The organism is Frankia sp. ACN1ag (assembly GCF_001414035.1).
GTDB classification, from domain to species: Bacteria; Actinomycetota; Actinomycetes; order Frankiales; family Frankiaceae; genus Frankia; species Frankia torreyi.
The window spans coordinates 1-25,513 of the sequence record NZ_LJPA01000005.1 but is presented as its reverse complement, the minus strand read 5'-3'; the positions used below and the strand labels follow the sequence as shown (position 1 = coordinate 25,513).

Sequence of the window (25,513 nt, the reverse complement as noted above, 5' to 3'; positions counted from 1 at the left end):
ATCTCCGCACCCGGGATCAGGCGAGGTCGACGGCGACGGCGATCTCGCCGCCGGAGGGGCCGAACGCAAGCTCGCGGATGCTGCCGGCGCTGCGCAGGTCGGCGGCCGCCGCTTCGACGAGGGCGACGAGGTCGGCCTCCCCACTGATCCGGGCGCTCGCGACCTCGGCCTTCATCGACGCCTTCGCCGCGGACTTGGCGCGGCGCACGCCGGTCAGCGCCGCGCCGACGGCGTCGAGCAGTTCGGGACGCCCGCCGTCGGCGAGCTTGCGGATCTCCGCCGGGTCCGGCCAGCTCGCCCGGTGCACCGAGCCCGGCCGCCACCAGGACCAGACCTCCTCGGTGACGAACGGCAGGACCGGGGCGAACAGCCGCAGCAGCACGGACAGGGCCACCGCGAGGGTGGTGTGCGCGGAGGCGGCGCCGGCGGCCCCGAACGAGCCGTAGGCACGGCCCTTGACCAGCTCGACGTAGTCGTCGCAGAACCGCCAGAAGAACGACTCGGTGACCTCCAGGGCCCGCGCGTAGTCGTAGGTGTCGAGCGCGGCGGTCGCGGCGTCGACGACGTCGGCGAGCGCGGCGAGCAGCGCCCGGTCCAGCGGCTCGCCGACCGGCACGGCACCACCGACCGGCACGGCACCACCGACCGGCACCGGGGTGCCCGCGGGCGTCTCCTCGGCGCCGAGGCCCAGCGCGAAGCGGCTGGCATTGAGGATCTTGATGGCAAGCCGGCGGCCGTTCTTCATCTGGCCGACGTCGAAGGCCGTGTCGGTGCCCGGCCGCCCGGACGCCGCCCAGTAGCGGACCGCGTCCGAACCGTGCTCCTCCAGCAGGCCCATCGGGGTGACGACGTTGCCCTTGGACTTCGACATCTTCTTGCGGTCCGGATCGAGGATCCAGCCGGAGATCGCCGCGTTCGACCAGGGCAGCACGCCGAACTCGGCATGGGTGCGGACCACGGTGGAAAACAGCCAGGTCCGGATGATCTCGTGGGCCTGGGGCCGCAGGTCCATCGGGAACACCCGGGCGAACAGGTCGGCGTCGCTCTCCCAGCCGCTGGCGATCAGCGGGGTGAGCGAGGACGTCGCCCAGGTGTCCATCACGTCCGGATCGGCGGCGAACCCGCCGGGCACCCCGCGCTGGGAGTCGGTGTAGCCCGGCGGCACGTCGCTGGACGGGTCGACGGGCAGGGCCGCCTCGGCCGGCACGATCGGCGCGTCGTAACGCGGCGCGCCGGCGTCGTCGAGGGGGTACCACACCGGGAACGGCACACCGAAGAACCGCTGCCGGCTGATCAACCAGTCCCCGTTGAGGCCGTCGACCCAGTTCTCGTAGCGGACCTTCATGTACTCCGGGTGCCAGCGCAGCTCCTGGCCGCGGGCCCGCAGCGCGGCGCGCAGCGGCTCGTCCCGCCCACCGTTGCGGAGGTACCACTGGCGGGTGGTGACGATCTCCAGCGGCCGGTCGCCCTTCTCGTAGAACTTGACCGGGTGGGCGATCGGCCGCGGCTCGCCGAGCAGGGCACCGGCCCCGGTGAGCAGCTCCACGATGCGCGTGCGGGCACTGTGCACGGTCTTGCCGGCGAGCTCGGCGTAGTGCGCGCGGCCCGCCGGCGAGGTGATCGCGGCCGGCGGCTCCGGGACGAGCCGGCCGTCGCGACCGATCACGGCGCGGGCCGGCAGGCGCAGTTCCCGCCACCAGATGACGTCGGTCAGATCACCGAAGGTGCAGATCATCGCGATGCCGGATCCCTTGTCGGGATCGGCGAGCCGGTGGGCGACGACCGGGACCTCGACGTCGAACAGCGGGGTGCGCACGGTGGACCCGAACAGCGGCTGGTAGCGCGGGTCGTCGGGGTGGGCGACCAGGGCCACGCAGGCGGGCAGCAGTTCCGGACGGGTCGTCTCGATCACCACCGGCTCCGCTGCGGCCGAGCCGGCCGGGTCGGTACCACCGTGGGAGTCGGCGCCGCGGGAGAAGGCGAGGGTGTGGAAGGCGCCGGGACGCTCCCGGTCCTCCAGCTCCGCCTGGGCGACCGCGGTGCGGAAGGTGACGTCCCACAGCGTCGGTGCCTCGGCCAGGTAGGCCTCGCCGCGGGCGAGGTTGCGCAGGAATGCCCGCTGGGCGACGGCGCGCGAGCGGGTGTCGATGGTGGCGTAGGTGTGCGACCAGTCGACGGACAGCCCCAGCCGGCGCCAGAGCTCCTCGAAGCCCTTCTCGTCCTCCAGCGTCAGCCGCTCGCACAGGTCGACGAAGTTGCGCCGCGAGATCGGCACCTGCTCCTTGCCCGGCTTCGCCGGCGGGGCGAAGTCCGGGTCGTAGGGCAGCGACGGGTCGCAGCGCACCCCGAAGTAGTTCTGCACCCGGCGCTCGGTGGGCAGCCCGTTGTCGTCGAAGCCCATCGGGTAGAACACCTCACGGCCGCGCATCCGCTGGTAGCGGGCGATGAGGTCGGTGTGCGTGTACGAGAACACGTGGCCGACATGCAGCGAGCCGCTTACGGTCGGTGGCGGGGTGTCGATGGAGTACACCCGCCCCCGGTCGACCGTGCGGTCGAAGGTGTAGGTGCCCTCGTCCTGCCATGCCGCCGACCACCGCGCCTCGATGCCATCGAGGCTGGGCTTCGCGGGAACCGCGCGAGCGGAGCGATCAGTGCCGTCTGTGCCAACCACAGCGACGATCCTACGGGCGCGCCGATCGTGACCGCCGTGCCCGGCCCCCCGAGACCCCCCGAGACCCCCCGAGACCCCGCGCGTCCGCCTGGCGTGACCGCTTTCACCGGCCGGGACGCTCGCGTGCGAGGCCACCTTGGCAGGATGAGCCCGAAGCCGAACCAGAGCCCGAGCCCCGGAGCGCCGACCGATGAGCGACCTGCCAGACCCGGACATCCTGCTCGACGTCGCGCTGACGATCGCCCGCGAGGCCGGCGAGCTGCTCGCTCGGGGCCGCGAGGGCGCGGTCGCCGCGGAGACGACGAAGTCCTCCCCCACCGACGTGGTCACCGCCCTGGACCGCGCCTCCGAGGCCCTGGTGGCCCGCCGGCTCGGCGAGCTGCGTCCGGGCGACGGCCTGCTCGGCGAGGAGGGATCCGACTCCGCCGGGTCGACCGGCGTGCGCTGGATCGTCGATCCGCTCGACGGCACGGTGAACTTCCTCTATCGGCTGCCGAACTGGGCGGTGTCGATCGCCGCGGAGGTCGACGGCGAGGTCGTCGCCGGGGTGGTGCACGCCCCGGCGATGGGCGCGACCTACACGGCCGTCCGCGGCGGCGGCGCCTTCCGTGACGGCACGGCGCTGACCGGGTCGACGGTGACGACCCTGGCCGGCGCCCTCGTCGCGACCGGTTTCGGCTACCTGGAGTCCCGCCGCGCCGCCCAGGCCGCGGTGCTCACCAGGGTGGTGCCCCGGGTCCGCGACATCCGCCGGATGGGCGCGGCGTCGCTGGATCTGTGCGCCGCCGCCGGCGGCCTCGTCGACGCCTACTACGAGCGCGGCCTCAAGCCCTGGGACCATGCCGCCGGCGGGCTGGTCGCGGCCGAGGCGGGCCTGCGGGTCGGCGGGCTGCACGGCCGGCCGGCGACCGAGGACCTCACCGTCGCCGCCCCGCCGGCGCTGTTCGGCCCGCTCACGGACCTGCTCGCCGAGGACCCCCCGGCCGACCGCGACTGATCCGGTTCGCGGGCCGCCGACCGGCCGCCTCGCCCGCGCCGCGGGCGGCCCGGGGCGAGCTGGTCACTGCTGCGGCAGTCCGTCGTCGATGCCCGCGTCGAGCAGCGCTCGGGCCAGCTCGCTGCGGGAACGGATCCCGAGCTTGNGATACACCCGGGTCAGGTGGGTCTCGACCGTCTTACGGGAGACGAACAGAGCGGCGGCGGCCTCCAGGTTGTTCATCCCCGCGCCGACCAGCCGGGCGATCTGCAGCTCGGCCGGGGTCAGCTCCGCCAGCCGGGCGGGCGCCGCCCGGCTGGCCCGGCTGGCCCGGTTGGCCCGGTCCCCGGTCGCGATGAGCTCGGCGCTCGCGCGCCGGGCCCAGGGGCGCGCCCCCAGCGACTCGAAGGCCACTTGCGCCTCCCGCAACGGCACCCGGGCCGCGGAGGGGCGGCGCAGGCGGCGCAGTACCTCGCCGTGACACAGCCGGGTACGGGCCTCCTCGAAGGGCATCCACCGGCGGCGGTGCGCCTGCTCGGCGTCGGCGAACGCCGCCTCGGCCGCTGCCAGTCCCTCGGCCATCAGCCCCTGGCAGCGGGCCGCGACTGCGGCCGGCCAGGCGAGCCCGGTCGCTCGCGCCCGGTCGACGAGCCAGGCCACGACCGCGGCGGCCCGCTCATGCTCCCCGGCGCGGATGTGGGCCTCGGCGAGGTCGCCGGCGATCGGGATCGCGTTGGGGTTGCCGAGCCCCCGCTCGCGCGCCCGGTCCCAGGCCTCGGCGAGGGTCAGCGTGGCCACGTCGTACTCGCCGTGACCGACCGCGTCGAGGCCGAGTGCCCCGTCGGCGTGCATGTCGAGCATGCCGATCCCGTACGGCCCGATCTCCGTGCGCAGCCGGTCGATGCGCTGCTCGCACCGCGCGCGATCCCCCCGGGCGGCGTCGATGCGGGCGAGCATGACCAGGCTGAAGCCCAGCGCGCCCACCTGGCCGAACTCCTCCGCCCACCGCACGGCCTCGACGCCGTCGGCGTAGCCGGCCGCCCACAGTCCGCGCCAGCCCTCCAGCTCGCAGCGCACCGCGAGGGCGTAGGGCAGCATCGCCGGGGCCTCCGCGCGCCGGGCGGCGTCCACCACCGCGGACAGCAGCCGCACGGCGTCCCGGTCCTCCTCGACGTCGAGCAGCGTCTGTCCCGCGAGGGTCAACGCCTGCTGATCGGCCACGTCGTCGGCGGCGCCCAGCGGGCCGGCGGCGGACTGAAGGCAGGCGTTCGCCTCGCCGATCATGCCGGCGAGGGCGAAGGCGCGGCCGCGGTGCACCGCCTGGGGCAGGGCGTGCCCGGACCGGCCAGCGCCGAGCCGCCGGCTGCGCTGGGCGGCCCGCAACGCGATCGTGATGCGACCGTCCATCAGGGCGGGCAGGACGGCCTCGGCCAGCAGCGCGCCGGCCCGGTCGGGGGCGACGTCGATCACCGACTCGGCCGCGCGGACGAGCTGTTCGTGCGCCCGGGTGGGGTGGCCGGACCAGGTCAGGACCCGGCCGCGCAGCAGCTCCACATCGGCCCGCAGGGCGGCGTCACCGGCGAGCCGGGCCGCCTCCTCGGCCCAGGAACCGGCCTCGAGTGCCAGGCCGCCGAGGTGCGCGTCGGCGGCGGCGCGCAGAAGCCGGTCGACGCGGACCTCGCGGGGGCGGGTCAGCTCAGCGGCGCGGTGCCAGGCCCGGGCCGCCGCTCCGTAGCCGACGTGTCGACGGGTGCGGACCGCGACGTCGGCGAGCGCGGTGGCGACCCGGTCGTCCGGGCCCTCGGCCCCCGCGGCGGCGTACCACACGGCCGCGTCGCCGTCGCAGACCTCGGCGAGCGCCCGGTAGGCCCGCAGCCGGGCGGCGGGGGTGGCCCGGCGCAGCACGACCGCACGCAGCAGCGGATGGGCGAACGCCAGCCCCGACCCGCCTTCGGCGGGCGGGGTGTCCACCGCTGCCCGCGCAGGCCGGCACTCCGGGTCGCCGGCCACAGTGGTCGCGGGGATCGCGGGGATCGCGGGGATCGCGGGGATCGCGGGGATCGCGGGGATCGCGGGGATCGTTGTGCGGACCAGGCCGGCGTCGTGCGCCGCGTCCAGGTCGGCCAGCGAGCCGCACGCCGCGGTCAGGGCGCGTTCCAGCGTCACGACCGGCACCGCGTTGCCCGCCGCGAGGACCACCAGGGCGGCGCGGGTGGCCTCGGGCAGGGCGTCGAGTCGCTGCGACCAGCCCCGTTCCCAGCTTCGGCCGGGCAGGGGCAGCTCGTCGACGGGCACCTGCCCGCTGAGCTGGGCCGCCCGCAGGGACGCCACCGCGTCGAGCAGCGCGGACGGGTTCCCGCCGACTCGACCAACCAGGTCGGCGAGCACGTGCCGGGCAATCCGCACGCCATGGGCGGCAAGCAGGTCGACGCAGTCCGGGATCGACAGCCCGGTGACCTCCACCGCGGGCAATCCGCTCTCCTCTCCCACCGAGGCGGGCTGCGAGCAGACGGTCAGCAGCATCGCCACCCGCTCCGAGGCGAGCCGGCGGGCGACGAACAGCAACGCCTGTCGCGACGCCGGGTCGACCCACTGCAGGTCGTCGACGAGCAGCNCCAGCGGGCGGTCCTCCCCCGCCGCGGCCAGCAGGCTCAGTGTCCCCGCGCAGGCGGCGTATGGGCCGGCCGGCGAACCCTCGCTGAGCGCGACGCAGATCTCCAATGNGGCCCGCTGCGCGTCGGGGAGCTCCCGCAGGTTCTCCCGCAGGGGCAACACGAGATCGGCCAACGCGGCGAACGGGAGCGCGGACTCCGACTCGACCCCGCGCAGCCACAGCACGCGAGCGGCGGATCGCCACTCGGCGTACCGCAGCAGAGTGCTCCTGCCGACCCCGGGCTCGCCTCGCAGAAGGAGGGCACCACCGCGCTGCGTCACCGCCGCCAGCAGTCCGTCGATGAGGCGGCGTTCCCGCTGCCGACCGACCAGCAGGCGTCGGCCGGAGGCATCCCCGGCCGCGGTCTCCACGACCTCCATCACGGCCGTCCTCCCCCCGCGACGTCCTGTCCGCAGCCACCATCCTGCCGTGCCCGGGAATGCCGGAAAGGGCTTTTCGGATAGCCGGTGACGGCCATCCGGATGCCATTTCGGAAACTCCCCGACACGCGCCCGGAAATCCGGGTGTTGACCTGGGAGGAAGGGGTAGCAGCGTTAGGGCATGCCCGCCGACTCGGCCGTCGTGGGAGCGCGGAGTTCCTCTCCTGTGTTGCCCGCGGATGACCGCGGTCGACGAACACGGCCGACAACCCGTCGAGAGCAGTGATGGATCCTCGCCACCACCTGGACTGCGTCCAGGCCAAGGTGCCCCTGACAGGGTCCCGAGCCGCCGCCCGGCGGGCGCTGATCCTGCCCACCACCTCGGGCGCGCGGCGCCACGTTTTCTTCTGCGTGGATCCCGTCGCCACCGAGGAATGCGACGGAATAGCACCGTTCGACGACGGCATCATCCTACGAATACGTCAGTATGGCGGATTTGAGCGGGACCGCGACGATTCGACTGTCAAACTGCGGCCAGCGCGCCGGTCCCGGTTGAGTCCGGAATGGCTCGGCACGCACCGCCGCGGCGGGGAGACGTTCCGCCTGGAAGCCGACTGGGCGGGGGAACGGCGGGCGTGCGCGGCCTGGCCATCGAGACGGAGGCCGACACGAAGACGCATCGGGTGCTCGCCCGCCTGCTGGAGAGGTCCTGACACACGGCGGTGGCCCCGACGGGATCACCCGCCGGGGCCACCAGGCAGTGCCGGCCGTGTCCCCGGGCCGGTTCGAGCCCGGGGACACGGCCGCGGTCAGGACGTGGTGAGGAACGCCGAACCCGTGACCGTCGTGATGTTGACGAAGTTCCCCGAGGTGACCTTGAAGGTCGCGAGGACGTCGAGCACGTCCCCGTCGTCGGCGTTCCACGGGCCCGGGACCTGCAGCCGCAGTTGCTCATTGACCGTCTGCGAGGTCTGCCCCTTCGTGATCGGCAGGTGAGCCCCTGTGCTGGCGGTGAAGACCACCGAGAACGTGCTCTGGTTGCGGATGACCACGCTCAGCAGGTAGTCGGCCCCGCCGAACGAGATGATGCCGCCGCCGACCTCGACATCGGCGACGACGTCGAACGCCTTACCGATGTCGATGACATTGATGGTGTCGTTGGTGCCGCTGTCGGCCGCGTAGACGGCCTTGATGGTGGCGTCCCAGAATCCGGGCATGCCGGTCGACCTCCCCGATCGGTTCCAGTAGCTGCGCTCGCAGTCTGCGAACCGAAGGCCGGTCGGCGCGTCGGGGAGATCCCTGACGGTGATCCCTGATCTGTGTCTGAGCTGTGGTCAGCGGCTGTCCGCGGTCGCGGCGGGGGCGGCGGGGTTCGGCCCGGCGCTGGAGCCGGTGTCGCCGTACCAGACGGTCCGCCGGACGTGGTCGACGTAGCTGACGATGATGTGCACCACCCGGCGGGAGACGTCGTCGGCGTCGTAGTCGGGGACGACCCGCGGACGGCGGTCGCTCTCGGCCTCCCGCACGATCAGCTCGACGGCATCGAGGATCCGCTCCGGGCGCAGCACACTGGCGACGAGCACCCCGCGGTCCATGCCCTCCGGCCGCTCGTGCGCCTCGCGGACGAGCACGGCGGGGAAGCCGACGAGGGAGGCCTCCTCCGTCAGGGTGGCGCTGTCGGAGAGCACGCACAGGGCGGCCCGCTGCAGCGCGATGTAGTCGCAGAAGCCGAAGGGCCGGCAGAAGCGGACCCGCTCGTCGAGCAGGGGCGCCCGCCCGGAGCGGCGCAGCGACCCGAGCCGGTCGCGGGTCCGGGGATGGGTCGACACGATCACCGGCAGCCGGTAGCGGGCCGCCAGCCGGTTGAGGGTCTCCAGCAGGGCCGACAGCGCCTCGGGTCGGTCGACGTTCTCCTCGCGGTGGACGCTGGCGAGCAGATAGCGCCCCGCCTGCACGCCGAGGGTGGTCAGCACCGCCGAGGTGTCGATGAGCGGGGCGTAGTGGGTGAGCACCTCCTTGACCGGGGAGCCGACGACGAAGATCCGCTGGACGGGCAGTCCCTCGGCGAGCAGGTGCCCGCGGGCCCGTTCGGTCAGGGCCAGGTGGACGTCGCTGAGCTGGTCGGCGACCCGCCGGTTGATCTCCTCCGGGACCCGCTGGTCGAAGCAGCGGTTGCCGGCCTCCAGGTGGAACACGGGGATCCGGCGACGCTTGGCGGCGATCGCGGCGTAGCAGGTGTTCGTGTCGCCGTAGAGGAGCACGGCGTCGGGGGCCTCGGCGGCGAGGATCGGGTCCAGCCGGGAGATCAGCCGGCTGATCGTCTCGGCGGGGGTGGGCCCGGCGGCGTCGAGGACGTGGTCCGGCCGGCGGATGCCGAGCTCGTCGAAGAAGACCTGGTTGAGGTCGTGGTCGTAGTTCTGCCCGGTGTGGACCAGGCGCAGGTCGACGGCCCGGTCGAGGGCGGCGACGACCCGGCTGAGCTTGACCACCTCCGGTCGGGTGCCCACCACCACCAGCACCCGCAGGCGGCGCTCGGTCGGGCCGGCCGCCCGCGACACGGCGGACGCCGGCCGGGAGGCAGTCAGCGACGGGCGGCGGGGCTGCGGCCCGCTGGGCTGTGGCACCAGCGGTGTGACCCGCTCGCCTGGCAACCCCGACGGAACCGTCGGTACGGAGGGCCCGCTCTGCTCCGGAGTACCACGCGGCATCGGATTCCCCCTGGCGCAACGCGTCGTCACCAGCGGCCGGGGGCCCGCCCGGACGATCGCCGGGCGGCCCGGGGCTGCCTCACAAGGGGAAGGTATCACCGTCTGTAGTTTTCAGGTAACCGAGAACGCATCACGATCCGGGCCCGACCCAAGGGGACAGCCCGTACCGTACGCAGCCCGTCAGCCAGACCGGGTGCTCTGGCCTGGCAGCTTTGCGGCGAGGATGTCGGCGGGTTCGATCGTCGGAGCGGCGACGCAGAGCTCCGCCGCGGCGGCCTGGAGCGCGCCGAGGTTTCTCGACAGGTGAGCCTGCCGCGCGGCGTCATCCGGAAAGGCGCCACCCACGCCGAACTCGATCACGTCGTCACCGCCGCGCTGGCGGCGTGGCCCGGCTAGTTTCTTGGGATCCCTTTGGGCGCGGTCGCAGCTTGGCGCAGCGCCGGCGCGAGCTCGCGCCGCTGCTGGTCAGGCAGTGCGGTCGGGTCGGTGGTGAGGACCTGGATGCAGACGTGGTCCGCGCCTGCCTCGAAGTGCCGACGTACCCGATCATGGATCGTCTCGACGTCGCCGTACGCGACGATGGCCTGCTGGATCAGCACCGCCCAGGACCACCGGCGCGCTGAAGGAGCAGAAGGTACGACGTAGCAGAACCCCGGCGCGCACTGCCGCGACGACGCGGGATGAGCCTCGCGGTCCCGGCCGGAGCACGCTGGCCGGGACCGCGAGGCCCCGGCCGGCACATGCTCCGACCGGGGCCGGACGCTCGTCGACTCGAACTCGTCGACTCGAGCAGGTCGACTCGAGCAGGTCGACTAGAGCAGCGAGCGCAGGACGTAGAGCAGGATGCCGCCGTGGCGGTAGTACTCCGCCTCGCCGGGGGTGTCGATGCGCACGACCGCCTCGAACGTCTTGTCGCCCGCGCGCACGGTGATCGACGGCGTCTTCTCGTCGACGTCGGCGAGACCGGTGATGGTGAACGACTCCTCGCCGGTCAGGCCGAGCGACTCCACCGACTCACCCGCCGGGAACTGCAGGGGCAGCACGNCCATGCCGATCAGGTTCGAGCGGTGGATCCGCTCGTACGACTGAGCGATCACCGCGCGCACGCCCAGCAGCGAGGTGCCCTTGGCCGCCCAGTCACGCGACGAGCCCGAGCCGTACTCCTTGCCGGCGAGCACGACCAGCGGCACGCCCTCGGCGGCGTACTTCTGCGCCGCGTCGTAGATCGCCAGCTGCTCGCCGTCGGGCAGGTGCCGGGTGACGCCGCCCTCGGTGCCGGGCGCCAGCCGGTTACGCAGCCGGATGTTGGCGAACGTGCCGCGGATCATCACCTCGTGGTTACCGCGCCGCGACCCGTAGGAGTTGAAGTCACCGGGCGCGACGCCGTGCTCGGCGAGGTAGCGGCCGGCCGGCGAGTCCTTCTTGATCGAACCGGCCGGGGAGATGTGGTCGGTGGTGACCGAGTCCCCCAGCACCGCGAGCACGCGGGCGTCGATGATGTCCGTGCGCGCCTCGGGCTTGGTCGCCATGCCCTCGAAGTACGGAGGGTGACGGACGTAGGTGGAGTCGTCGGCCCAGGCGAACGTCCGCGACACCTCGCCGCCGTCGCCGACCGGCAGCGAGCGCCAGCGCTCGTCACCGGACAGGTCGGCGTAGTCCGACTCGAACATCTCCGACTGGATCGCGTCGGCGACGACCGCGGACACCTCGGCCTCGGTCGGCCAGATGTCGCGCAGGTACACCGGCTGGCCGTCGCTGCCGTGGCCGAGCGGGTCGGTGTCGAGGTTGATGTCCATCGTCCCGGCCAGCGCGTAGGCGACGACCAGCGGCGGGGATGCCAGGTAGTTCATCTTGATGTCCGGGCTGATCCGGCCCTCGAAGTTGCGGTTGCCGGACAGCACGCTGACGACCGCGAGGTCGGCGTCGTTCACCGCGGTGCTGATCTCCTCCGGCAGCGGGCCGGAGTTGCCGATGCAGGTCATGCAGCCGAAGCCGGTCAGGTTGAAGCCGACCTTGTCCAGATACGGCACGAGCCCGGCCCGCTCGTAGTAGTCCATGACGACCTTGGAGCCCGGGGACAGTGTCGTCTTGACCCAGGGCTTGCGGGTCAGCCCCTTCTCCACGGCGTTGCGGGCGAGCAGCGCCGCGCCGATCATGACCTGCGGGTTCGAGGTGTTGGTGCAGGAGGTGATCGCGGCGACCGCGACGGCCCCGTGGTCGATCTCCACCGAGGTGCCGTCCGCGAGGGTGACCGAGGTCGGCCTGGCCGGGCGGCTCGTGATGTCGCCGGCGACGGCGTTCACCGAGATCGGCGCGTCCGACGGCTTGTCCTCGAACGCCGCCGCCGAATCGGAGGCGGGGAACGACTCGGCGTCGGCCTCGTCCGCGCCACCGTTGGTGAACGCCGAGGGCTGGGCGTAGTCGGCCAGCGCGGCGCGGAACGCCTGCTTCGCGTTCGACAGCGGCACCCGGTCCTGCGGCCGCTTCGGGCCGGCCAGCGACGGCACGACCGTCGACAGGTCCAGCTCCAGGGTGGTGGTGTAGGCGGCCTCGCGGCTCGGGTCGTGCCAGAGACCCTGCTCCTTGGCGTAGGCCTCGACCAGCGCCACCTGCTCCGCCGGGCGGCCGGTCAGGCGCAGGTAGTTCAGCGTCTCGCCGTCGATCGGGAAGATCGCGCAGGTGGAGCCGTACTCGGGGCTCATGTTGCCCAGCGTCGCCCGGTTGGCCAGCGGCACGTTGCCGACACNCTCGCCGTAGAACTCGACGAACCGGCCGACGACGCCGTGCCGGCGCAGCTGCTCGGTGATCACGAGAACCATGTCGGTGGCCGTCGTGCCGGCGGGCAGCTCACCGGTCAGCTTGAAGCCGACGACGGTCGGGATGAGCATGCTCACGGGCTGGCCGAGCATCGCGGCCTCGGCCTCGATGCCGCCGACGCCCCAGCCGAGCACACCCAGACCGTTGATCATGGTGGTGTGGCTGTCCGTACCCACCAGGGTGTCCGGGTAGGCCAGCGTGCCCTCGGGGGTGTCCTTGGTGAACACGACCCGGGCCAGGTGCTCCAGGTTGACCTGGTGCACGATGCCGGTGTTCGGCGGGACGACGGTGAAGTTGTCGAACGCCGCCTGGCCCCAGCGCAGGAACTGGTAGCGCTCCCGGTTCCGGCTGAACTCCAGCGCGGCGTTGAGCTCGAAGGCGTCCGGCCGGCCGAAGTTGTCGGCGATGATCGAGTGGTCGATCACGAGCTCGGCCGGTGCCAGCGGGTTGATCTTCGCCGGGTCGCCCCCGAGGGCGGCCATCGCCTCGCGCATGGCGGCGAGGTCGACCACACAGGGAACGCCGGTGAAGTCCTGCATGATCACGCGGGCGGGGGTGAACTGGATCTCCTGGCTCGGTGCCGCTGCCGGGTCCCAGTTCGCCAGCGCCCGGACGTGGTCCGCGGTGATGTTGGCGCCGTCCTCGGTGCGCAGAAGGTTCTCCAGCAGCACCTTCAGGCTGTAGGGGAGTCGATCGGCCCCGGGCACCGCGTCCAGCCGCCTGATCGTGTAGGTGCGATCACCCACCGCGAGCGATCCGGTACTGCCGAAGCTGTCCATCGTTCTCCTCCTCGTGACCCGCCGTCCGTCACCCGCGGACGGCGGGGCTTGCCACCATGGTCGCGCCCCTGCGGCTACGCCATGGCGACGCCGCCGACGGCGGCTGGCGTAGGCGCAGGGCCGCCCGCGGCGTCGGCCATCCTCGACCGGCTCGTGTCCATCCTGGCATTTCCCGCCTTGCGGGACCGCGCCCGAGGGGTTGTGACACAGCCGACGCGACTGCGCCCACCGAGGCTCGAGCGGTCCCACCCGCCGCGGCGGGGACGCCGGATCCCACCGTACGGCGCCCCGGGGGGACGTGCGGCCATTTAATTAGCAGTGCTAACGATATTAGCAGTGCTAACGATATCAGACGGATCCGCCGCGAGCTCCGCCGCGAACCGGTCGAGGAACACCTCCCGCTTACGCTGCGGACTCATCGCGCCGGTGCCCACCGACCGGGCGAGCATCCGCCGCTCCCACTGCTCGACGTCGGTCACCACCCGGGCCGGCGCCCCGGCGACCAGGGACCGCGCCGGAACGTCGCGCATCACCACGGAGCCGGCGGCGATCACCACGTCGGAACCGATCGTGACGCCCGGCATGATGATCGCGTTCAGTCCGATCGCCGTGTCGTTGCCGACCCTGATGGGCGCGACCACGTCGATGTCGGGATGCTGCCGGCGCATCCGGGTGACCGCACCGTCGTGCGTGACGAACCGGACGCCGCCGGCGATCGCGACCCGGTCGCCCAGCCTGATCAGGTAGGGCTCGGTGCCGAAGGTGGCGGCGGTGACCTCGATAAGCCGGCAGTCCACGCCGAGCCGCACTCCGATGCTGCGGGCGTAGCCCACCGGGTCGGTGCGCAGCAGGTAGGTGCGGAAGGCCGCCCGCAACGCCCGGCCGGGCAATGCCGCCAGCGGCGCCAGGCGGACCCGGCCGACCAGCGCCCCCGCGCCCGGCCGATCCGGCCCGGACCGGCGGGCCGACGGGCCGACGGGAAGCGACGAGGACGACGAGGACGGCTGGACCGCGGAGGGCTTCGGGGACGACGGGGACGAAGCCCGGTGCAGCCCCCGACGCGGCAGGTGCCGCACGCGGGCGGCGTGGTGCAGCGCCGCCACCACATCGTGGCTGAGCGCCCGGCGGTCGAGCAGCTTCTCCGCCCGCAACCGGGCCGCCTCACCGCGGCGGCGGGCCGCGGGCGTGCGTCGGCCGGCCGCCGCCTCCTGCAGGGCGGCGGCCATCGCCACGGCGTCGCCGAGCCCGACGAGCCAGCCGGTCTCCTCGTCGACCAGTTCCGGCAGCCCGCCGGCCGCGGTGGCGACGGAGGGAACCCCGCACGCGGACGCCTCGCCCCCGGCGCCGTAGCTCTCCGACCACGACGACACGACGTTGACGTCCGCGGCGGCGTAGAACGGCCGGACGTCGGTGACGCTGTCGACCCAGCGGACCCGGTCGGCGCCGGGCAGCCGGGCGGCCCACGCCCGGACCTGCTCGCGGTAGCTCTCGCCGGCCTCGCCGTAGCCCCCACCGAGCAGGATCAGCGTCCCGCGGCCGCCCCGCTCGGCGAAGCGGGCCCACGCCGCGAGGAGCACCTCGTGGCCCTTGACGCCCTGGCCCGGATGGACCAGCCGCTTCGGTGGGTAGAAGTAGGCGACGCAGACCGCGACGAACTCGTCCTCACCGAGGCCGAGCTCCGCCCGCGCCGCCCGCCGCCGCTCGTCGTCGGCCGGGCTGAAGCGCTCCAGGTCGACGCCGTAGGACAGCGTGCGCATCCGGTGCGCTGGCAGGCCGAGCGCGGCGTATCGCCGGCGAATGTCCGCGCTGGACGCGATGAGCAGGTGGTCGAGCCGGCACAGCACCCGCTCGGCCCGCCGGATCAGCGTGTTGTCCAGGTAGAGAGGGCCCGCGACCATGTACACCCGGGTGATCCGGGTACCCAGGGTGGCGAGCCGGACCGCCAGCGCCGACGCGTACAGGTGGTAGTGCACGATGTCGACGCCGAGCTCGCGCAGCCTCGCCCGCAGCCGGAGGATCCCGACGAGCTGCGCGGCCGGCGACGCGCCGCGCCGGGGAGCCGGGCTCTCGACAACCTCGATCCCCAGCGCCGTCAGCTCCCGCGCCACCCGGCTGTCGATGTGGTCGGGCGCGGGCAGCAGCACGACCACCTGGTCGCCGGACTCCCGCGCGGCGAGCACGTGCGGGATGATCCACAACGGCCCGTCCCCGGTCTTGACCAATGTGGCGATCTTCATGCGGAGCGGTCCTTCCGGGTCGTGGACGGGCGGGCGACGGGCACCGCCGCGGGTCGCGGAACGCGAGGCGTGGCCGGCCGGCGGGCCACCCACAGGCAGGCCCGGCCGGACAGGTGGGCCGCGCCGAGCAGGTCGAGGGCGGCCTCCAGCGGCCGCAGGTGCGGGCGGGGAACGCGGGCGGACACGGCCCGACCGGCCGCGGTGAACTCCAGCGCCGTGGCGAGCGCGCCGTAGGGATGCGCCCGTACCTGCTCGAAGCCGACGGCGCGCAGCACCGTGGACAGCTCCGCCGGGGTGAAGGCGTACTGGTAGAACGCCCCCGCCCCCGCCCCCGGCAGCGGCAGCCAGACCGGCCCCCCGCCGGAGCCCGCGCCACCGACCCCGGCGCGGCCGACCCGGCCGCCACGGCCCAGGGTGCGCAGCAGCGGGCTGAAGCATGGTGTGGAGACCAGCGCGATCCCGCCCGGTCGCAGCACGCGCAGGGTCTCGCGCAGCACCTCCTGCGGGCCGTCCTCGAAGTGCTCGCACACGCCGGGCGAGTAGACGGCGTCGTACCAGCCGTCGGGCACGTCGAGCCGGCGGACGTCGCCCTGCCAGACGCGGATCTCGGGCGCGGCCGCGCGCAGCCGCTCCACGGTGCGCGGCGCCCAGTCCACCGCCTCGGCGGCGAATCCCCGCGCCGCCATCGCGACGCTGAACTGCCCCGGCCCGCACCCGGCCTCCAGGACCCGGCCGCCCGGCCGCAGGTGGCGACGGACCGCCCGGCGCAGATGGAGCGGGAGATGGCCCGCGCGGGCTCGGCGGTAGTCCGCGGGCTGGGCGTCCCACAGCTCGTCCCAGTAGGCGGCGTCGGCCGCCTGGCGGTAGAACACCAGCCGCCCGCCGTGGACGGTCGGCTCGACGACGAGGGTGTCGCACGCCGGGTGTGGTGCCATCAGGGCATCCCCTTTCCGAGGACGGGCAGCGGCTCGGCGCCGCCCGGCTCGCGCGGATCGTCTGGTCCGAACGGGCGGGATGCGGTCAGCGGCACGGTCGGCGGCGGGGAGGGGAGAGCGAGCGGGGCGTCGAGCTCCCCCCGCAACGCGCGGCGGGCCAGCGCCGTCATGAGCGCATAGGCGAGCATGCTGCCGATCGCGGCGCCGGCGGGTCCCCGCCAGGGCACGAGCACCGGGTAGGTCGCCAGCGACACGGCCAGGCCGAGCAGCCCGGCGCCACCGGCCGCGCCGGTGCGGCCGAGGCCGGTCAGCGCCCGACATTCGACCAGGAACGGGGCCAGCAGGAGCTCGGCGACCAGCAGCAGGCGCATCGGGGTGATCGCCGCGGCATAGCCCGGCCCGAACAGGGTCCGCACCAGCCACGGCGCGGCGAGCGCGAGGGCGGCCGCGGCGACCAGCAGGATGGCGAGCAGGCTGCGGGTCACCGCCCGCAGCGCCGCACGGGACAGAACGCCCCGCGCGGTGCGGTGAAAGACCACCTGGCCGACCGAACCGGGCAGCAGGCGCAGTGCCTCGCAGGTGGCGGCGGCGATCGAGTACACGGCGGCGGCGGCGGCGCCGCCGAAGGCCGCGACCAGCAGGCGGTCGAACCGGAACGCCATCGTCGCGCCCACGTTGAGGCCGAGCGCGGGCACACCCTTGACGACCAGCAGCCGCCAGGCCCGCGGGTCGGCCTGCGGCCGCACGGACAGCCCCCTCCGGGCCAGCGCCGCCACCCCCGTCACCGCCTGCGCGGCCCAGCACAGCGCGAGGATCACCAGGATGTGTGACAGGGACGGATGGCGCGGGCCGGCCAGCAGCAGCCCGAGCTGGGCGAGCCCGGTGGCGGCGACGAGCTCGGCGGCGAGGACGATCAAACCGGCGGCGTTGAGCGCGTCGAGCACCTGCACGGCGAGCAGGTTCGCGGCGGCGAGGACGGCGATCGCGAGCACCAGACCGGCGTCCACCCGCGCCCCGCCGGACAGGTGGATCACCTGCAGCGACGCCGCGGTGATCAGGACGGTGGCGGATGGGGTCGCGGCAAGGGACAGCCCCAGGTAGTCACCGAGGGACACCCGGGGGTCGCCGCGGCCGAAGTAGTGCCGGAACGCGACGTTGGTGCCGAGCCCGCCGACGAGCGAGCCCAGCGCGGAGACCGTCAGCAGGACCACCAGCGCCCCGCGACCGCCCAGGGGCAGCATCCGCGCGGTGACCACCGCCTGGCCCAGGCTGGCGACGGCGGACAGCCCCAGCCACCCGGTGACCACCGCACCGACCCGGCCGATCCCGCGGTAGGGATGCGTCACGCCCACCCTCCGCCCCGGCGGGGGCAGTGCGGGGTCCACCCTCGTCCACGATCCCCCGGCCGGCGGACCCGGCGCCATCGCCGCCTCGGCCCACGCCGGCAGGGACTGCTGCCCTGCCCGCCCGGGCCGTCGCACCGCCTGCGCCGGCGTCTGCCCGAGCTGACGCGGCGGGTGCGGGTGGACCGGACTGGGCCGCGACGGATCCCGCTGCGGACGTGCGGGGACGGTGCGGGGGGCCACGGTCTCGGCGGCCCGGATCAGGCCGAGCACGCCCAGTCCGAGTATCACCTGAACCGGCACCGCCGCGAAGGCGTTGCGCACCTCGGTGATCAACGGGACGAGCAGGACGAGGCAGGCCGTGTCCGTCCCGCGCACGGACCGGCCATGGTCCATCCAGGCCACGACGAGACCGGTCAGCAGCAGGAAGCCGACGACGCCGCGAGCGCCGAAGTTGTAATAGGCCTCGGCGATCGGCGACCCCCCGATCGGACCCTCCCGGTCGAGCATCAGCACGTTGAACAGCCGTTCATCGCTGAACTGGGAGGGCTGGGGATGGCCGAGCAGCCGCCCGGACACCAGCCGGTCGATCTGGCCGTAGAAGGTCGAGCCGGCGGGCGGGCGCTCGCCGAACTCGTCGCGCCATTCGAGCACCGAGCCGATCGGGCGGATCGAGGCCCCGAGCTCGGCGATCCCGTCGACGGGGCTGAAGGTGACGGCGCTGAGCCGGGTGGCGGCGAGACCGGACTGGCGGATCTCCCGCAGCCCACCGATCAATGCCAACAGGATGACCGCGCCGAGCAGAACGACGACCCCGCGCACCACGATGCGCCGGCGGGCGGCCACCGCCGCCGCCGCGACGGCCGGGAACATCACCTCGCCCCGCAGTCCGAGCGGCAGCGCCACGACCGCGAACAGGGCGAAGACCACCAGAGTCGCCGTACGCCACCGGCTCGGCCCGCCGATGACCGCGAGCACGAGGCCCAGGCCCGTCCCGAGCAGCACGTAGGGCACCAGCGGGCCACGCAACGCCGTCTCGCCGACCGCGGCGTACGACCCGAACAGCAGCCCGGTCCCGCCGGCGGCGAGCACGATCGTGACGAGCCCGAGGACCGACACCGCGAGCAGGACGAAGCCGACGGGCGCGCGCAGGTCCGGCCGCTCCGCGACGACCGGCCGCTCCGCGACGGCAGCCGGCCGGTTGGTCGCGGCGGGCTCGGGCCTCTCGCTTCCGGCGCGCATGGCCCGCAGGCACGTCATCGCCGCCACGCCCACCGCGGCGCTGACGACCCCCAGCGTGGCCACGGCGAACAGCCGGCTCATCGGGTAGACGCCCAGCCAGCGGAAGTCGTACTGACCGCGGATCCGGTCGAAGGAGGTGCTGGTGGCGAACAGCGCCGCCACCCCGAAGTGGAACACCGACAGGGTGATCAGGTAGACCGACGAGCAGGCCCACACCCCACGCGGCTGGGCCCGGACGCACAGCAGCACGCAGCCGGCGACCACCGCGACGCTGAGCCGGGCGGCGGAGTGCTCCGTCAGCTCGGCGAACGACGACGACCAGGCCGCTACCGCGAACAGGGCCAGCAGGCAGCCGGCGAGCGCCACCCCGCTCGCCCGGCGGGACGGCGCCGCGCCCACCCGACGCCGTCGATCGGTTTGAGTGGGCTGGGCGGTCCGAGTGGACTGGGCGGTCCGAGTGGACTGAGCGGTCCGAGTGGGCTGGGCGGTCAGGACGGGGGCCACGGCGATGGATGGGTACGGCCACCGGGACTGGCACGGTCCGGCGCCGCGGCTGGGGACGGCCATCGCCTAGGACCACACCGCCGTGATGTCGCGCTGCCAGGTGTCCATCGTGAACGGGGAGCGGCGCAGCAGCCGCATCGCCTCGCGACGCTGATCGATGGTCGGTGGGAGGGCGGTGAGCATGTCGGCGGTGTCCGCCCAGACGGCGTCCGACGTGGCCAGCGGCAGCGTCGCCACCCCGGGCAGCAGGCGGCCGATCTCGACGACCCCCGGCAGGTCCGCCGAGAGCACCGGGGTGCCCACCGCGAGCGCCTCCAGCACGACCGTGGGCATCCCCTCGTGCAGCGAGGTGACCAGCAGCAGCGAGGACGCCACGAGCAGCCGGGGGATCTCGCGGACCTCGCCGGTGAACTCCACGTGCTCGGCGACGCCGAGCCGGTCGGCGAGCGCGCTCAGGCTGGCGGTCTCGGCGTCGTCCTGGCGGCCGACGATGCGCAGTCGCGCATGGACCGAGCGGGCCCGCAGCGCGGCGAGGATCTCGATGGCGCGGGCCCGGTTCTTCAGCGGGTCCGGGCGGGCGATGTGGACGAGGGTGACCACGTCGTGGTCGTCCTCGGCCAGGTCCTCGGCGCGGCGCCGCGCGGCGATGGCGACCCCGGACGGCTCCAGTTCGACGCCGTTGTAGACGACGCGGCAGCGCGGATCGAGCCGCCAGTCCTCCCGCCACAACCCCCGCATCGCCGCCTCGCTCACCGCGACGAGGTCGGTGGCGAACCGGTCGAGCAGCAGGCGCCCGAACGCCCGCTGCACCCGGCCGCGCAGGCTGTCGCCGTGCCGGTCGGCGCTGCTGACGAAGTAGGCCACCCGCCGGCGCACCCCGCCGAGGCGGGCCAGCGCGAGCACCACCCCGGAGAAGGTCGCCACGGCGGAATGGACCACGTCGGGGCGGACCTGGCGCAGCAGTCGCAGGAACCGCCAGCCGAACCGCCAGTCGGTCCGGCAGTAGTACACCTCGCTACCGAGGTCGCGGATCTCGGCGTCCAGCGAACCCGAGGCACCGGAGGTGACGGCGAACTCCAGGCGGAACTCCTCCGGATCCAGCCGACGCAGCAGGTTCACCGCGCGCAGCTCCACCCCGGCGCGATCCATCCGGCCCAGCACCTCCAGCACCCGCACCGGGCGGCGGGGCCGGCCGGCGTCGCCGGGCCCCGGCCGGGTGGCCATGGTGGCCTCGCCGGCCGCCGGGGCGACGGGGCGAGATTCGATCACGGGCCCGGTCGGGGCCTGCGGCCGCCGATCGACGCGGGTGTCCCCGGGCGCCGTCCGTCCGGTGGTCTCCAGGGCGGACGTGGGGTCCGGGGTCATGATCGTCGCCCCGTCGGCTGGGGGGTCCGCACGGGTGGCGATGCGGCCGGCGTCGCGACCGCCGGCACCGCCCGCTCGGGGGGCGGCGCCGCAGCGCCGTCCGCCGGCGGGTTCCCGGCGAGGGCCGCGTAGAAGGCCGACGCCCGCGCGGCCAGCCGGTCGCCGCGGTAGTCCTCGGCGGCGGCGCGGTTCCGCGCGGACATGGCGGCGAGCATGCCGGGTGAGGCGAGGACCTCGGCGATCCGCAGGGCGAGCCGTTCGGGATCCTCGGGCGGGACGAGGTCCTGCGGCGCGAGCAGCTCGACGTTCCCGCCGACCGCGGTGGCGATCGAGGGCACCCCACGGGCCATCGCCTCGATGAGCACCCGGGGCAGGCCCTCCGTCCGGGACGGCAGGACGAACAGGTCGGCGGCGTCGAGCACGGCGCGCACGCCGGCACGGTCGAGCGCCGGCACGAACTCGACGACGTCGGTGAGCCCCGCACGCCCGGCGGCGCGGACGAGGGCGGGGTGATGGCGGCCGGTGCCGACGATGACGACGCGCAGCCGGTACCCCCACGCGTCGAGCAGGCCGACGGCGGCCAGCAGGATGTCGTGGCCCTTGTACCGGCGGTCCTGCGAGCCGATCGTCACCAGTGTCGCCGGCACCGGGGGCCGGGCGGCCCGCGGCCGGGCCGCGGTGAAGTCCTGGGCGCTCAGGCGACCGTAGGCATAGTGGGCCGTCAACGCTCCGGCCGCCGGTGGGTAGCGGCGTTGCAGCGTCTCGCGGGTGACGTAGCCGACCGCCTGGGCTCCCGCGGCCCGCCGGGCCAACCAGCGCCGCGCCGGCCTGCGCGCCCAGCGGCCGAACATCCCGCCGGCCACCGCTTCGGCGTCGCCGATGATCTCCATGGCGTAGGGCAGCCCGCGGGCGCTCAGCTCGGTGATGAGCGCCGCCCCGACCATGCCGGGCATCACCGCCAGGTAGCGGGTGTCCACAACGTGGGACGGGCGGGCGGGCAGCGCCCCGGGACGGGGGGTGGCGGGCGACCGGGGCGCCGGGATCGGCCCGGGCGGCGACGATCGGCGCGCCGCACCCGCGGCCGCGGCGCGCTGCCAGGAGGTGGGAGCAAGCTGGCCGCCCGGGTCGAGCCCCATGGCGATCACGGAGCGTAGCGATCGCACGGCGCGCAGATAGCCGGCCGGCCCCTGGTAGGACGGCAGCGCGACGACCCGGACCCGCTTGCCCTCGACCGGGAAGGATGCCCTCGCGGCCGGGCCGAGGGACGCCGGGTCGGGGGACGCCGGGCCGACCCGGGCGAGCACCACGACCTCGTCGAAGACGCCGAGGTAACCGCACCAGTGTGGGTGGGCCTCAGCGGGCGTGGGGGCCAGCACCCTGTCGTCGCCTCCCCGATGGAACCGTGCCTCCGTCGCGACGACAACTCGCATGGCGCCCGCCCTTCGCCGGTACTCCCTCCACGACGTGCTCAACCTACAGCCATGACTTGACTACAGAGAGATACAGCACTCACGGAGAGTTCGGGCGCCAGCGCGCGACATCCGGCGCCGGACGCACGAGCGGGCGGGTGGGGCAAAGCGCCCCACCCGCCCGCTTCCCCTGGTCCCCAGGCCCGCCTGGATGGTGCAGGAGATCCCGGTCAGGAACGTCGGCCCCGACGTCACCGTGCTGCCCAGCGCGACCTGTCCCGTAGGCGCACTGCGCTCAGAGGGACTCCACGGCGAGTCCGGCGTCTTCGTGCCGGGTCGCCTGGGCCGGTATCCGTACGACGGCGGGGCCCGATCGCCGGGCGTCGGCGGGGCCCGATCGCCGGGCGTCGGCGGGGCCGGGCAGCCAGCGGCGGGTGTCGAGCACGAGCCGGGCGTGCCGGGCCACCTCGTCGCGGTCGAAGGCGTCGTGGTCGACGAGCACGACGACGAGATCCGCCGCCGCGAGCTCCGCCGCGCCCGCCTCGACGAGGGTCACCCGAGCCGGCAGCCGGGCCGGATCGACGTGCGGGTCCGCGGCGCGCACCTCGGCGCCGAGATCGGCCAGCAGGCCGGCGATGCGAGTCGCCGGTGCCTCGCGGGCGTCGCCGGTGTTGCGCTTGTACGCCAGCCCCAGCAGCAGGATGCGGCTGCCCGCGACGGGCAGGTGACGGGCGTTGAGCATCTCGGTCACCCGGCGTACGACATGGTCGGGCATGTGGTCGTTGACGTCGTTGGCCAGTTCGACGAACCGGAAGCTGCGCCCCAGGCTGCGGCGCACCCGCCACGACAGGTACGACGGGTCGATGGGCAGGCAGTGGCCGCCGACGCCGGGACCGGGGGTGAAGCGCAGGTAGCCGAACGGCTTCGTCGACGCGGCGTCGATCGCCTCCCAGACGTCGACGCCGAGCTCGTGGGCGAACATCGCCAGCTCGTTCACCAGCGCGATGTTGACGTGGCGGAAGGTGTTCTCCAGCAGCTTGGTCAGCTCCGCGGTGCGGGTCGAGGCGACCGGGACCGTCCGCTCGATCAGACTGTCGTAGAAGGCGGTGACGGCGGCCAGCGACGCCGGACCCGTGCCGGAGACCACCTTGGGCGTGTTCACCAGGTTCCACGTCCGGTTCCCCGGGTCGATGCGCTCCGGGGAGTAGCCGAGGTGGAAGTCCACCCCGGGACGCAGCCCGGAGCCCTCGGCGAGCAGCGGGGCGAGCAGCTCCTCGGTCGTCCCGGGATAGGTGGTCGACTCCAGGATCACCGTGGCTCCCGCGGTGACCAGCGACGCCAGGCTGCGGGCCGAGTCGACGATGTAGGACAGGTCGGGGGCGCCCTCGCGCAGCGGGGTCGGCACCGTGATCACCGCGACATCGAACCCCCCGGCCCGCGCGTAGTCTCCGGTCGGCTCGTACCGGCCGCTGCGCAGGGCCGCGGCGAGCTCGAGGTCCGGGATGTCCTCGACGTAGGAGCGCCCGGCCGCGAGCCGCGCGGCTCGGTCGGGATCCACCTCCACCCCGACGACGTGCCAGCCCATGGCGACGGCCCGCATCGCCACCGGGAGACCGACATAGCCCTGCCCGACCACCACCAGCTTGTTCGATGACATGAGCAGAGTGTTGCCTATTAATCACATAGAGAGACGCAACCGATTCATCGTGTCCTCATCGCGCGGCGGCCACCGGGCCGNCGGACACGCCGCCGGCCGACGGATGCGCCACCGCCTGCGCCAGCACCTGGGCGATCCGCCGGCCGGCCTGCCCGTCCCACAGCGCCGGACGGCGCGGAGGCGGCGGATGTTCCAGGGTGTCGAGCGCCGCGGTGACGACCACCCGGCGGTCGCGCCCGACCACCCGGTTTGTGCCCTCGGTGACCGTCAGTGGGCGCTCGGTGGACTCCCGCAACGTCAGGCACGGCACGCCGAGCACCGTCGACTCCTCCTGGATCCCGCCCGAGTCGGTGAGGACGATCCGGGCGCCGGCCTGCAGGGCCACCGAGTCGAGGTACCCGACCGGCCCGAGCAGGCGGACCCCCGCGGGCAGTCGGCCGCCCACCCGGGCCGCGGTGCGCGGGTGCGCCGGGAAGACCAGCGGGCAGCGCGTCGCGATCTCACCAAGTGCCCCGAGCAGGCCGTCGAGCGCCGCGGCGTCGTCGACGTTGGCCGGCCGGTGCAGGGTGACCAGCCCGTAGCCGCCGGGACGCAGCCCGAGCTCGGCGAGGGTCGGCCGAGCGAGCGCCTCGTCGCGGCGGGCCAGCAGGGTGTCCACCATGACGTTGCCGACAAGGTGCACCGACCGCGGCGCGGCGCCCTCCCGCAGCAGGTTCTCCACCGCGTCCGGCGAGGTGGCGAACAGGTCGGCGCAGAGATGGTCCGCGACGATCCGATTGATCTCCTCGGGCATCGACCGGTCACCGCTGCGCAGGCCCGCCTCGACGTGCGCCGCCCGCACCCCCGCCTTCGCCGCCACCAGCGCGCAGGCCAGCGTCGAGTTCACATCCCCGAACACGACGACGACGTCGGGGGCCAGCCGCTCCAGCAGCGGCTCGAAGGCGGTCATCACCGCGGCCGTCTGCACGGCGTGGGAACCCGAGCCCGCCGCCAGGTGATGGTCGGGGCGGCGCAGGTCGAGCTCGGCGAAGAACACCCCGCTCATCGCCTCGTCGTAGTGCTGGCCCGTATGCACGAGCGTGGTGCGGAACCCACCGGCTGCCAGGGCGTCCAGGACCGGCTTGGCCTTGACGAAGTTGGGCCGGGCACCCGCGACGACCACCGCGTGTGGCCCCGGGGCCACCTGCGGCATCGGCCGTGCCGGTCTGGGAATCCGCTGGCCGGGCGGCCGCGCCACCCGACCCCCGCCCGACCCGGCTGACCCGGCTGACCCTTCGGTCATGGCCTGACCTCGGGTGACGCCCCTTGGACCGGCAGGCCCGCGGATGGTGCGCGGGCGGCCGGCGGAGTAGGGCGGGATGGCGGGGTGGTACGAGGCGGCGGAGCAGGGCGGGGCGACGAGGTCGGGCGGGGCGACGCGACGGACAGGGGCGACGCGCCGGACAGAGGCGACGCGCCGGACAGAGGCGACGCGACGGGCGGCGGTGGCGCGGTGGCGGTCAGGCGCTCGCGGGCGGCCACCTCGGCCTCGATGACGAGGTCGGCGTCGACCATCATCGCGATCAACTCCTCGAACCCGACCCGCGGCGTCCACCCCAACACCTCGCGCGCCTTCGACGGATCACCCACCAGCACATCCACCTCCGCCGGCCGGAAAAACCGCGGATCCTGCTGCACCAACCCCGACCAGTCCGAAATCCCCACCCGCCCGAACGCCACATCCAACAACTCCCGAATACTATGCGTCACCCCCGTCGCCACCACATAGTCATCCGGAGTGTCCTGCTGCAACATCCGCCACATCGCCTCCACATAATCCCCCGCAAAACCCCAGTCC

General features: G+C 74.1%; 16 protein-coding genes and 5 pseudogenes. 1 reads left to right on the top strand and 20 read right to left on the bottom strand.

Going from position 1 to position 25,513, the window contains the following annotated elements:
• Positions 1-16: 16 nt before the first annotated feature.
• Positions 17-2,671, bottom strand: a complete 2,655-nt coding sequence (gene valS, locus UK82_RS05475) for a valine--tRNA ligase (RefSeq protein WP_055406535.1) — start codon at positions 2,669-2,671, stop codon at positions 17-19.
• Between the two features lie 190 nt (positions 2,672-2,861).
• Here valS and UK82_RS05470 point away from each other — a divergent pair, with 190 nt between their 5' ends.
• Positions 2,862-3,668 (top strand): inositol monophosphatase family protein, encoded by an 807-nt coding sequence (locus UK82_RS05470; protein WP_044887488.1) that lies wholly within the window; start codon positions 2,862-2,864, stop codon positions 3,666-3,668.
• Positions 3,669-3,731: 63 nt separating this feature from the next.
• Here the strand turns inward: UK82_RS05470 and UK82_RS42350 are convergent.
• The 19 genes and pseudogenes from UK82_RS42350 to UK82_RS35920 all read right to left on the bottom strand — a co-directional run.
• Positions 3,732-3,813, bottom strand: a pseudogene (locus tag UK82_RS42350) (hypothetical protein); the annotation flags it as partial.
• A gap of 1 nt (position 3,814) precedes the next feature.
• Positions 3,815-6,261: pseudogene (locus UK82_RS42345) on the bottom strand (LuxR C-terminal-related transcriptional regulator); the annotation flags it as partial.
• A 1-nt stretch (position 6,262) separates the two neighbouring features.
• A pseudogene (locus UK82_RS42340) lies at positions 6,263-6,370 on the bottom strand (hypothetical protein); the annotation flags it as partial.
• A gap of 1 nt (position 6,371) precedes the next feature.
• Positions 6,372-6,680 (bottom strand): AAA family ATPase (locus UK82_RS35950; protein ID WP_236705549.1); only part of this gene is annotated, 309 nt, incomplete at its 3' end.
• Positions 6,681-7,489: 809 nt separating this feature from the next.
• On the bottom strand, positions 7,490-7,897 hold the full coding sequence (locus UK82_RS05460; protein WP_044887486.1) for a hypothetical protein: 408 nt from the start codon (positions 7,895-7,897) through the stop codon (positions 7,490-7,492).
• 117 nt (positions 7,898-8,014) lie between these two features.
• Positions 8,015-9,238: a non-hydrolyzing UDP-N-acetylglucosamine 2-epimerase gene (gene wecB / locus UK82_RS05455; RefSeq protein WP_044887485.1), complete on the bottom strand. Its 1,224-nt coding sequence runs from the start codon at positions 9,236-9,238 to the stop codon at positions 8,015-8,017.
• A 330-nt stretch (positions 9,239-9,568) separates the two neighbouring features.
• Positions 9,569-9,748 (bottom strand): hypothetical protein, encoded by a 180-nt coding sequence (locus UK82_RS05450; RefSeq protein WP_044887484.1) that lies wholly within the window; start codon positions 9,746-9,748, stop codon positions 9,569-9,571.
• 32 nt (positions 9,749-9,780) lie between these two features.
• The gene (locus UK82_RS05445) at positions 9,781-9,987 is read right to left on the bottom strand and encodes a hypothetical protein (RefSeq protein ID WP_055406533.1); all 207 of its coding nucleotides are present in this window, start codon (positions 9,985-9,987) and stop codon (positions 9,781-9,783) included.
• 213 nt (positions 9,988-10,200) lie between these two features.
• Positions 10,201-10,432 (bottom strand): annotated as a pseudogene (locus UK82_RS35945) (hypothetical protein); the annotation flags it as partial.
• Between the two features lies 1 nt (position 10,433).
• Positions 10,434-12,134: pseudogene (gene acnA, locus UK82_RS35940) on the bottom strand (aconitate hydratase AcnA); the annotation flags it as partial.
• A 1-nt stretch (position 12,135) separates the two neighbouring features.
• A partial coding sequence (locus UK82_RS35935) for an aconitase family protein (RefSeq protein WP_236705547.1) occupies positions 12,136-12,984 on the bottom strand: 849 nt, incomplete at its 3' end.
• 308 nt (positions 12,985-13,292) lie between these two features.
• A complete protein-coding gene (locus tag UK82_RS05435; RefSeq protein ID WP_055406623.1) occupies positions 13,293-15,221 on the bottom strand; it encodes a glycosyltransferase in 1,929 nt (642 codons plus the stop codon).
• Positions 15,218-16,156 carry a bifunctional 2-polyprenyl-6-hydroxyphenol methylase/3-demethylubiquinol 3-O-methyltransferase UbiG gene (locus UK82_RS05430; protein ID WP_055406531.1) on the bottom strand — a complete coding sequence of 313 codons (939 nt, stop codon included), beginning with the start codon at positions 16,154-16,156 and terminating at the stop codon, positions 15,218-15,220. The genes UK82_RS05435 and UK82_RS05430 overlap by 4 nt, the downstream gene beginning before the upstream one ends.
• Positions 16,156-19,140, bottom strand: coding sequence for an O-antigen polysaccharide polymerase Wzy (wzy, locus tag UK82_RS41815; RefSeq protein ID WP_161849093.1), 2,985 nt, complete (start codon positions 19,138-19,140; stop codon positions 16,156-16,158). The genes UK82_RS05430 and wzy overlap by 1 nt, the downstream gene beginning before the upstream one ends.
• A gap of 171 nt (positions 19,141-19,311) precedes the next feature.
• Positions 19,312-20,610 carry a glycosyltransferase gene (locus UK82_RS05420; protein WP_055406529.1) on the bottom strand — a complete coding sequence of 433 codons (1,299 nt, stop codon included), beginning with the start codon at positions 20,608-20,610 and terminating at the stop codon, positions 19,312-19,314.
• Positions 20,607-22,040, bottom strand: coding sequence for a glycosyltransferase (locus tag UK82_RS05415; RefSeq protein WP_055406528.1), 1,434 nt, complete (start codon positions 22,038-22,040; stop codon positions 20,607-20,609). The genes UK82_RS05420 and UK82_RS05415 overlap by 4 nt, the downstream gene beginning before the upstream one ends.
• Positions 22,041-22,314: 274 nt before the next feature.
• Complete coding sequence (locus tag UK82_RS05410) at positions 22,315-23,676, bottom strand: nucleotide sugar dehydrogenase (protein ID WP_055406527.1); 1,362 nt, start codon at positions 23,674-23,676, stop codon at positions 22,315-22,317.
• A gap of 81 nt (positions 23,677-23,757) precedes the next feature.
• Positions 23,758-24,868: non-hydrolyzing UDP-N-acetylglucosamine 2-epimerase (gene wecB / locus UK82_RS05405; protein ID WP_236705546.1), on the bottom strand; the 1,111-nt coding region annotated here is incomplete at its 3' end.
• An 86-nt stretch (positions 24,869-24,954) separates the two neighbouring features.
• Positions 24,955-25,513 (bottom strand): GDP-mannose 4,6-dehydratase (locus UK82_RS35920; RefSeq protein ID WP_236705545.1); only part of this gene is annotated, 559 nt, incomplete at its 5' end.

Coding starts and splice junctions, on each gene's coding strand:
- UK82_RS05470 (WP_044887488.1), top strand. CDS start 2,862: ATGAGCGACCTGCCAGACCCGGACATCCTGCTCGACGTCGCGCTGACG.
- UK82_RS05460 (WP_044887486.1), bottom strand. CDS start 7,897: ATGCCCGGATTCTGGGACGCCACCATCAAGGCCGTCTACGCGGCCGAC.
- UK82_RS05435 (WP_055406623.1), bottom strand. CDS start 15,221: ATGAAGATCGCCACATTGGTCAAGACCGGGGACGGGCCGTTGTGGATC.
- UK82_RS05430 (WP_055406531.1), bottom strand. CDS start 16,156: ATGGCACCACACCCGGCGTGCGACACCCTCGTCGTCGAGCCGACCGTC.
- UK82_RS05420 (WP_055406529.1), bottom strand. CDS start 20,610: ATGACCCCGGACCCCACGTCCGCCCTGGAGACCACCGGACGGACGGCG.
- UK82_RS05415 (WP_055406528.1), bottom strand. CDS start 22,040: ATGCGAGTTGTCGTCGCGACGGAGGCACGGTTCCATCGGGGAGGCGAC.
- UK82_RS05410 (WP_055406527.1), bottom strand. CDS start 23,676: ATGTCATCGAACAAGCTGGTGGTGGTCGGGCAGGGCTATGTCGGTCTC.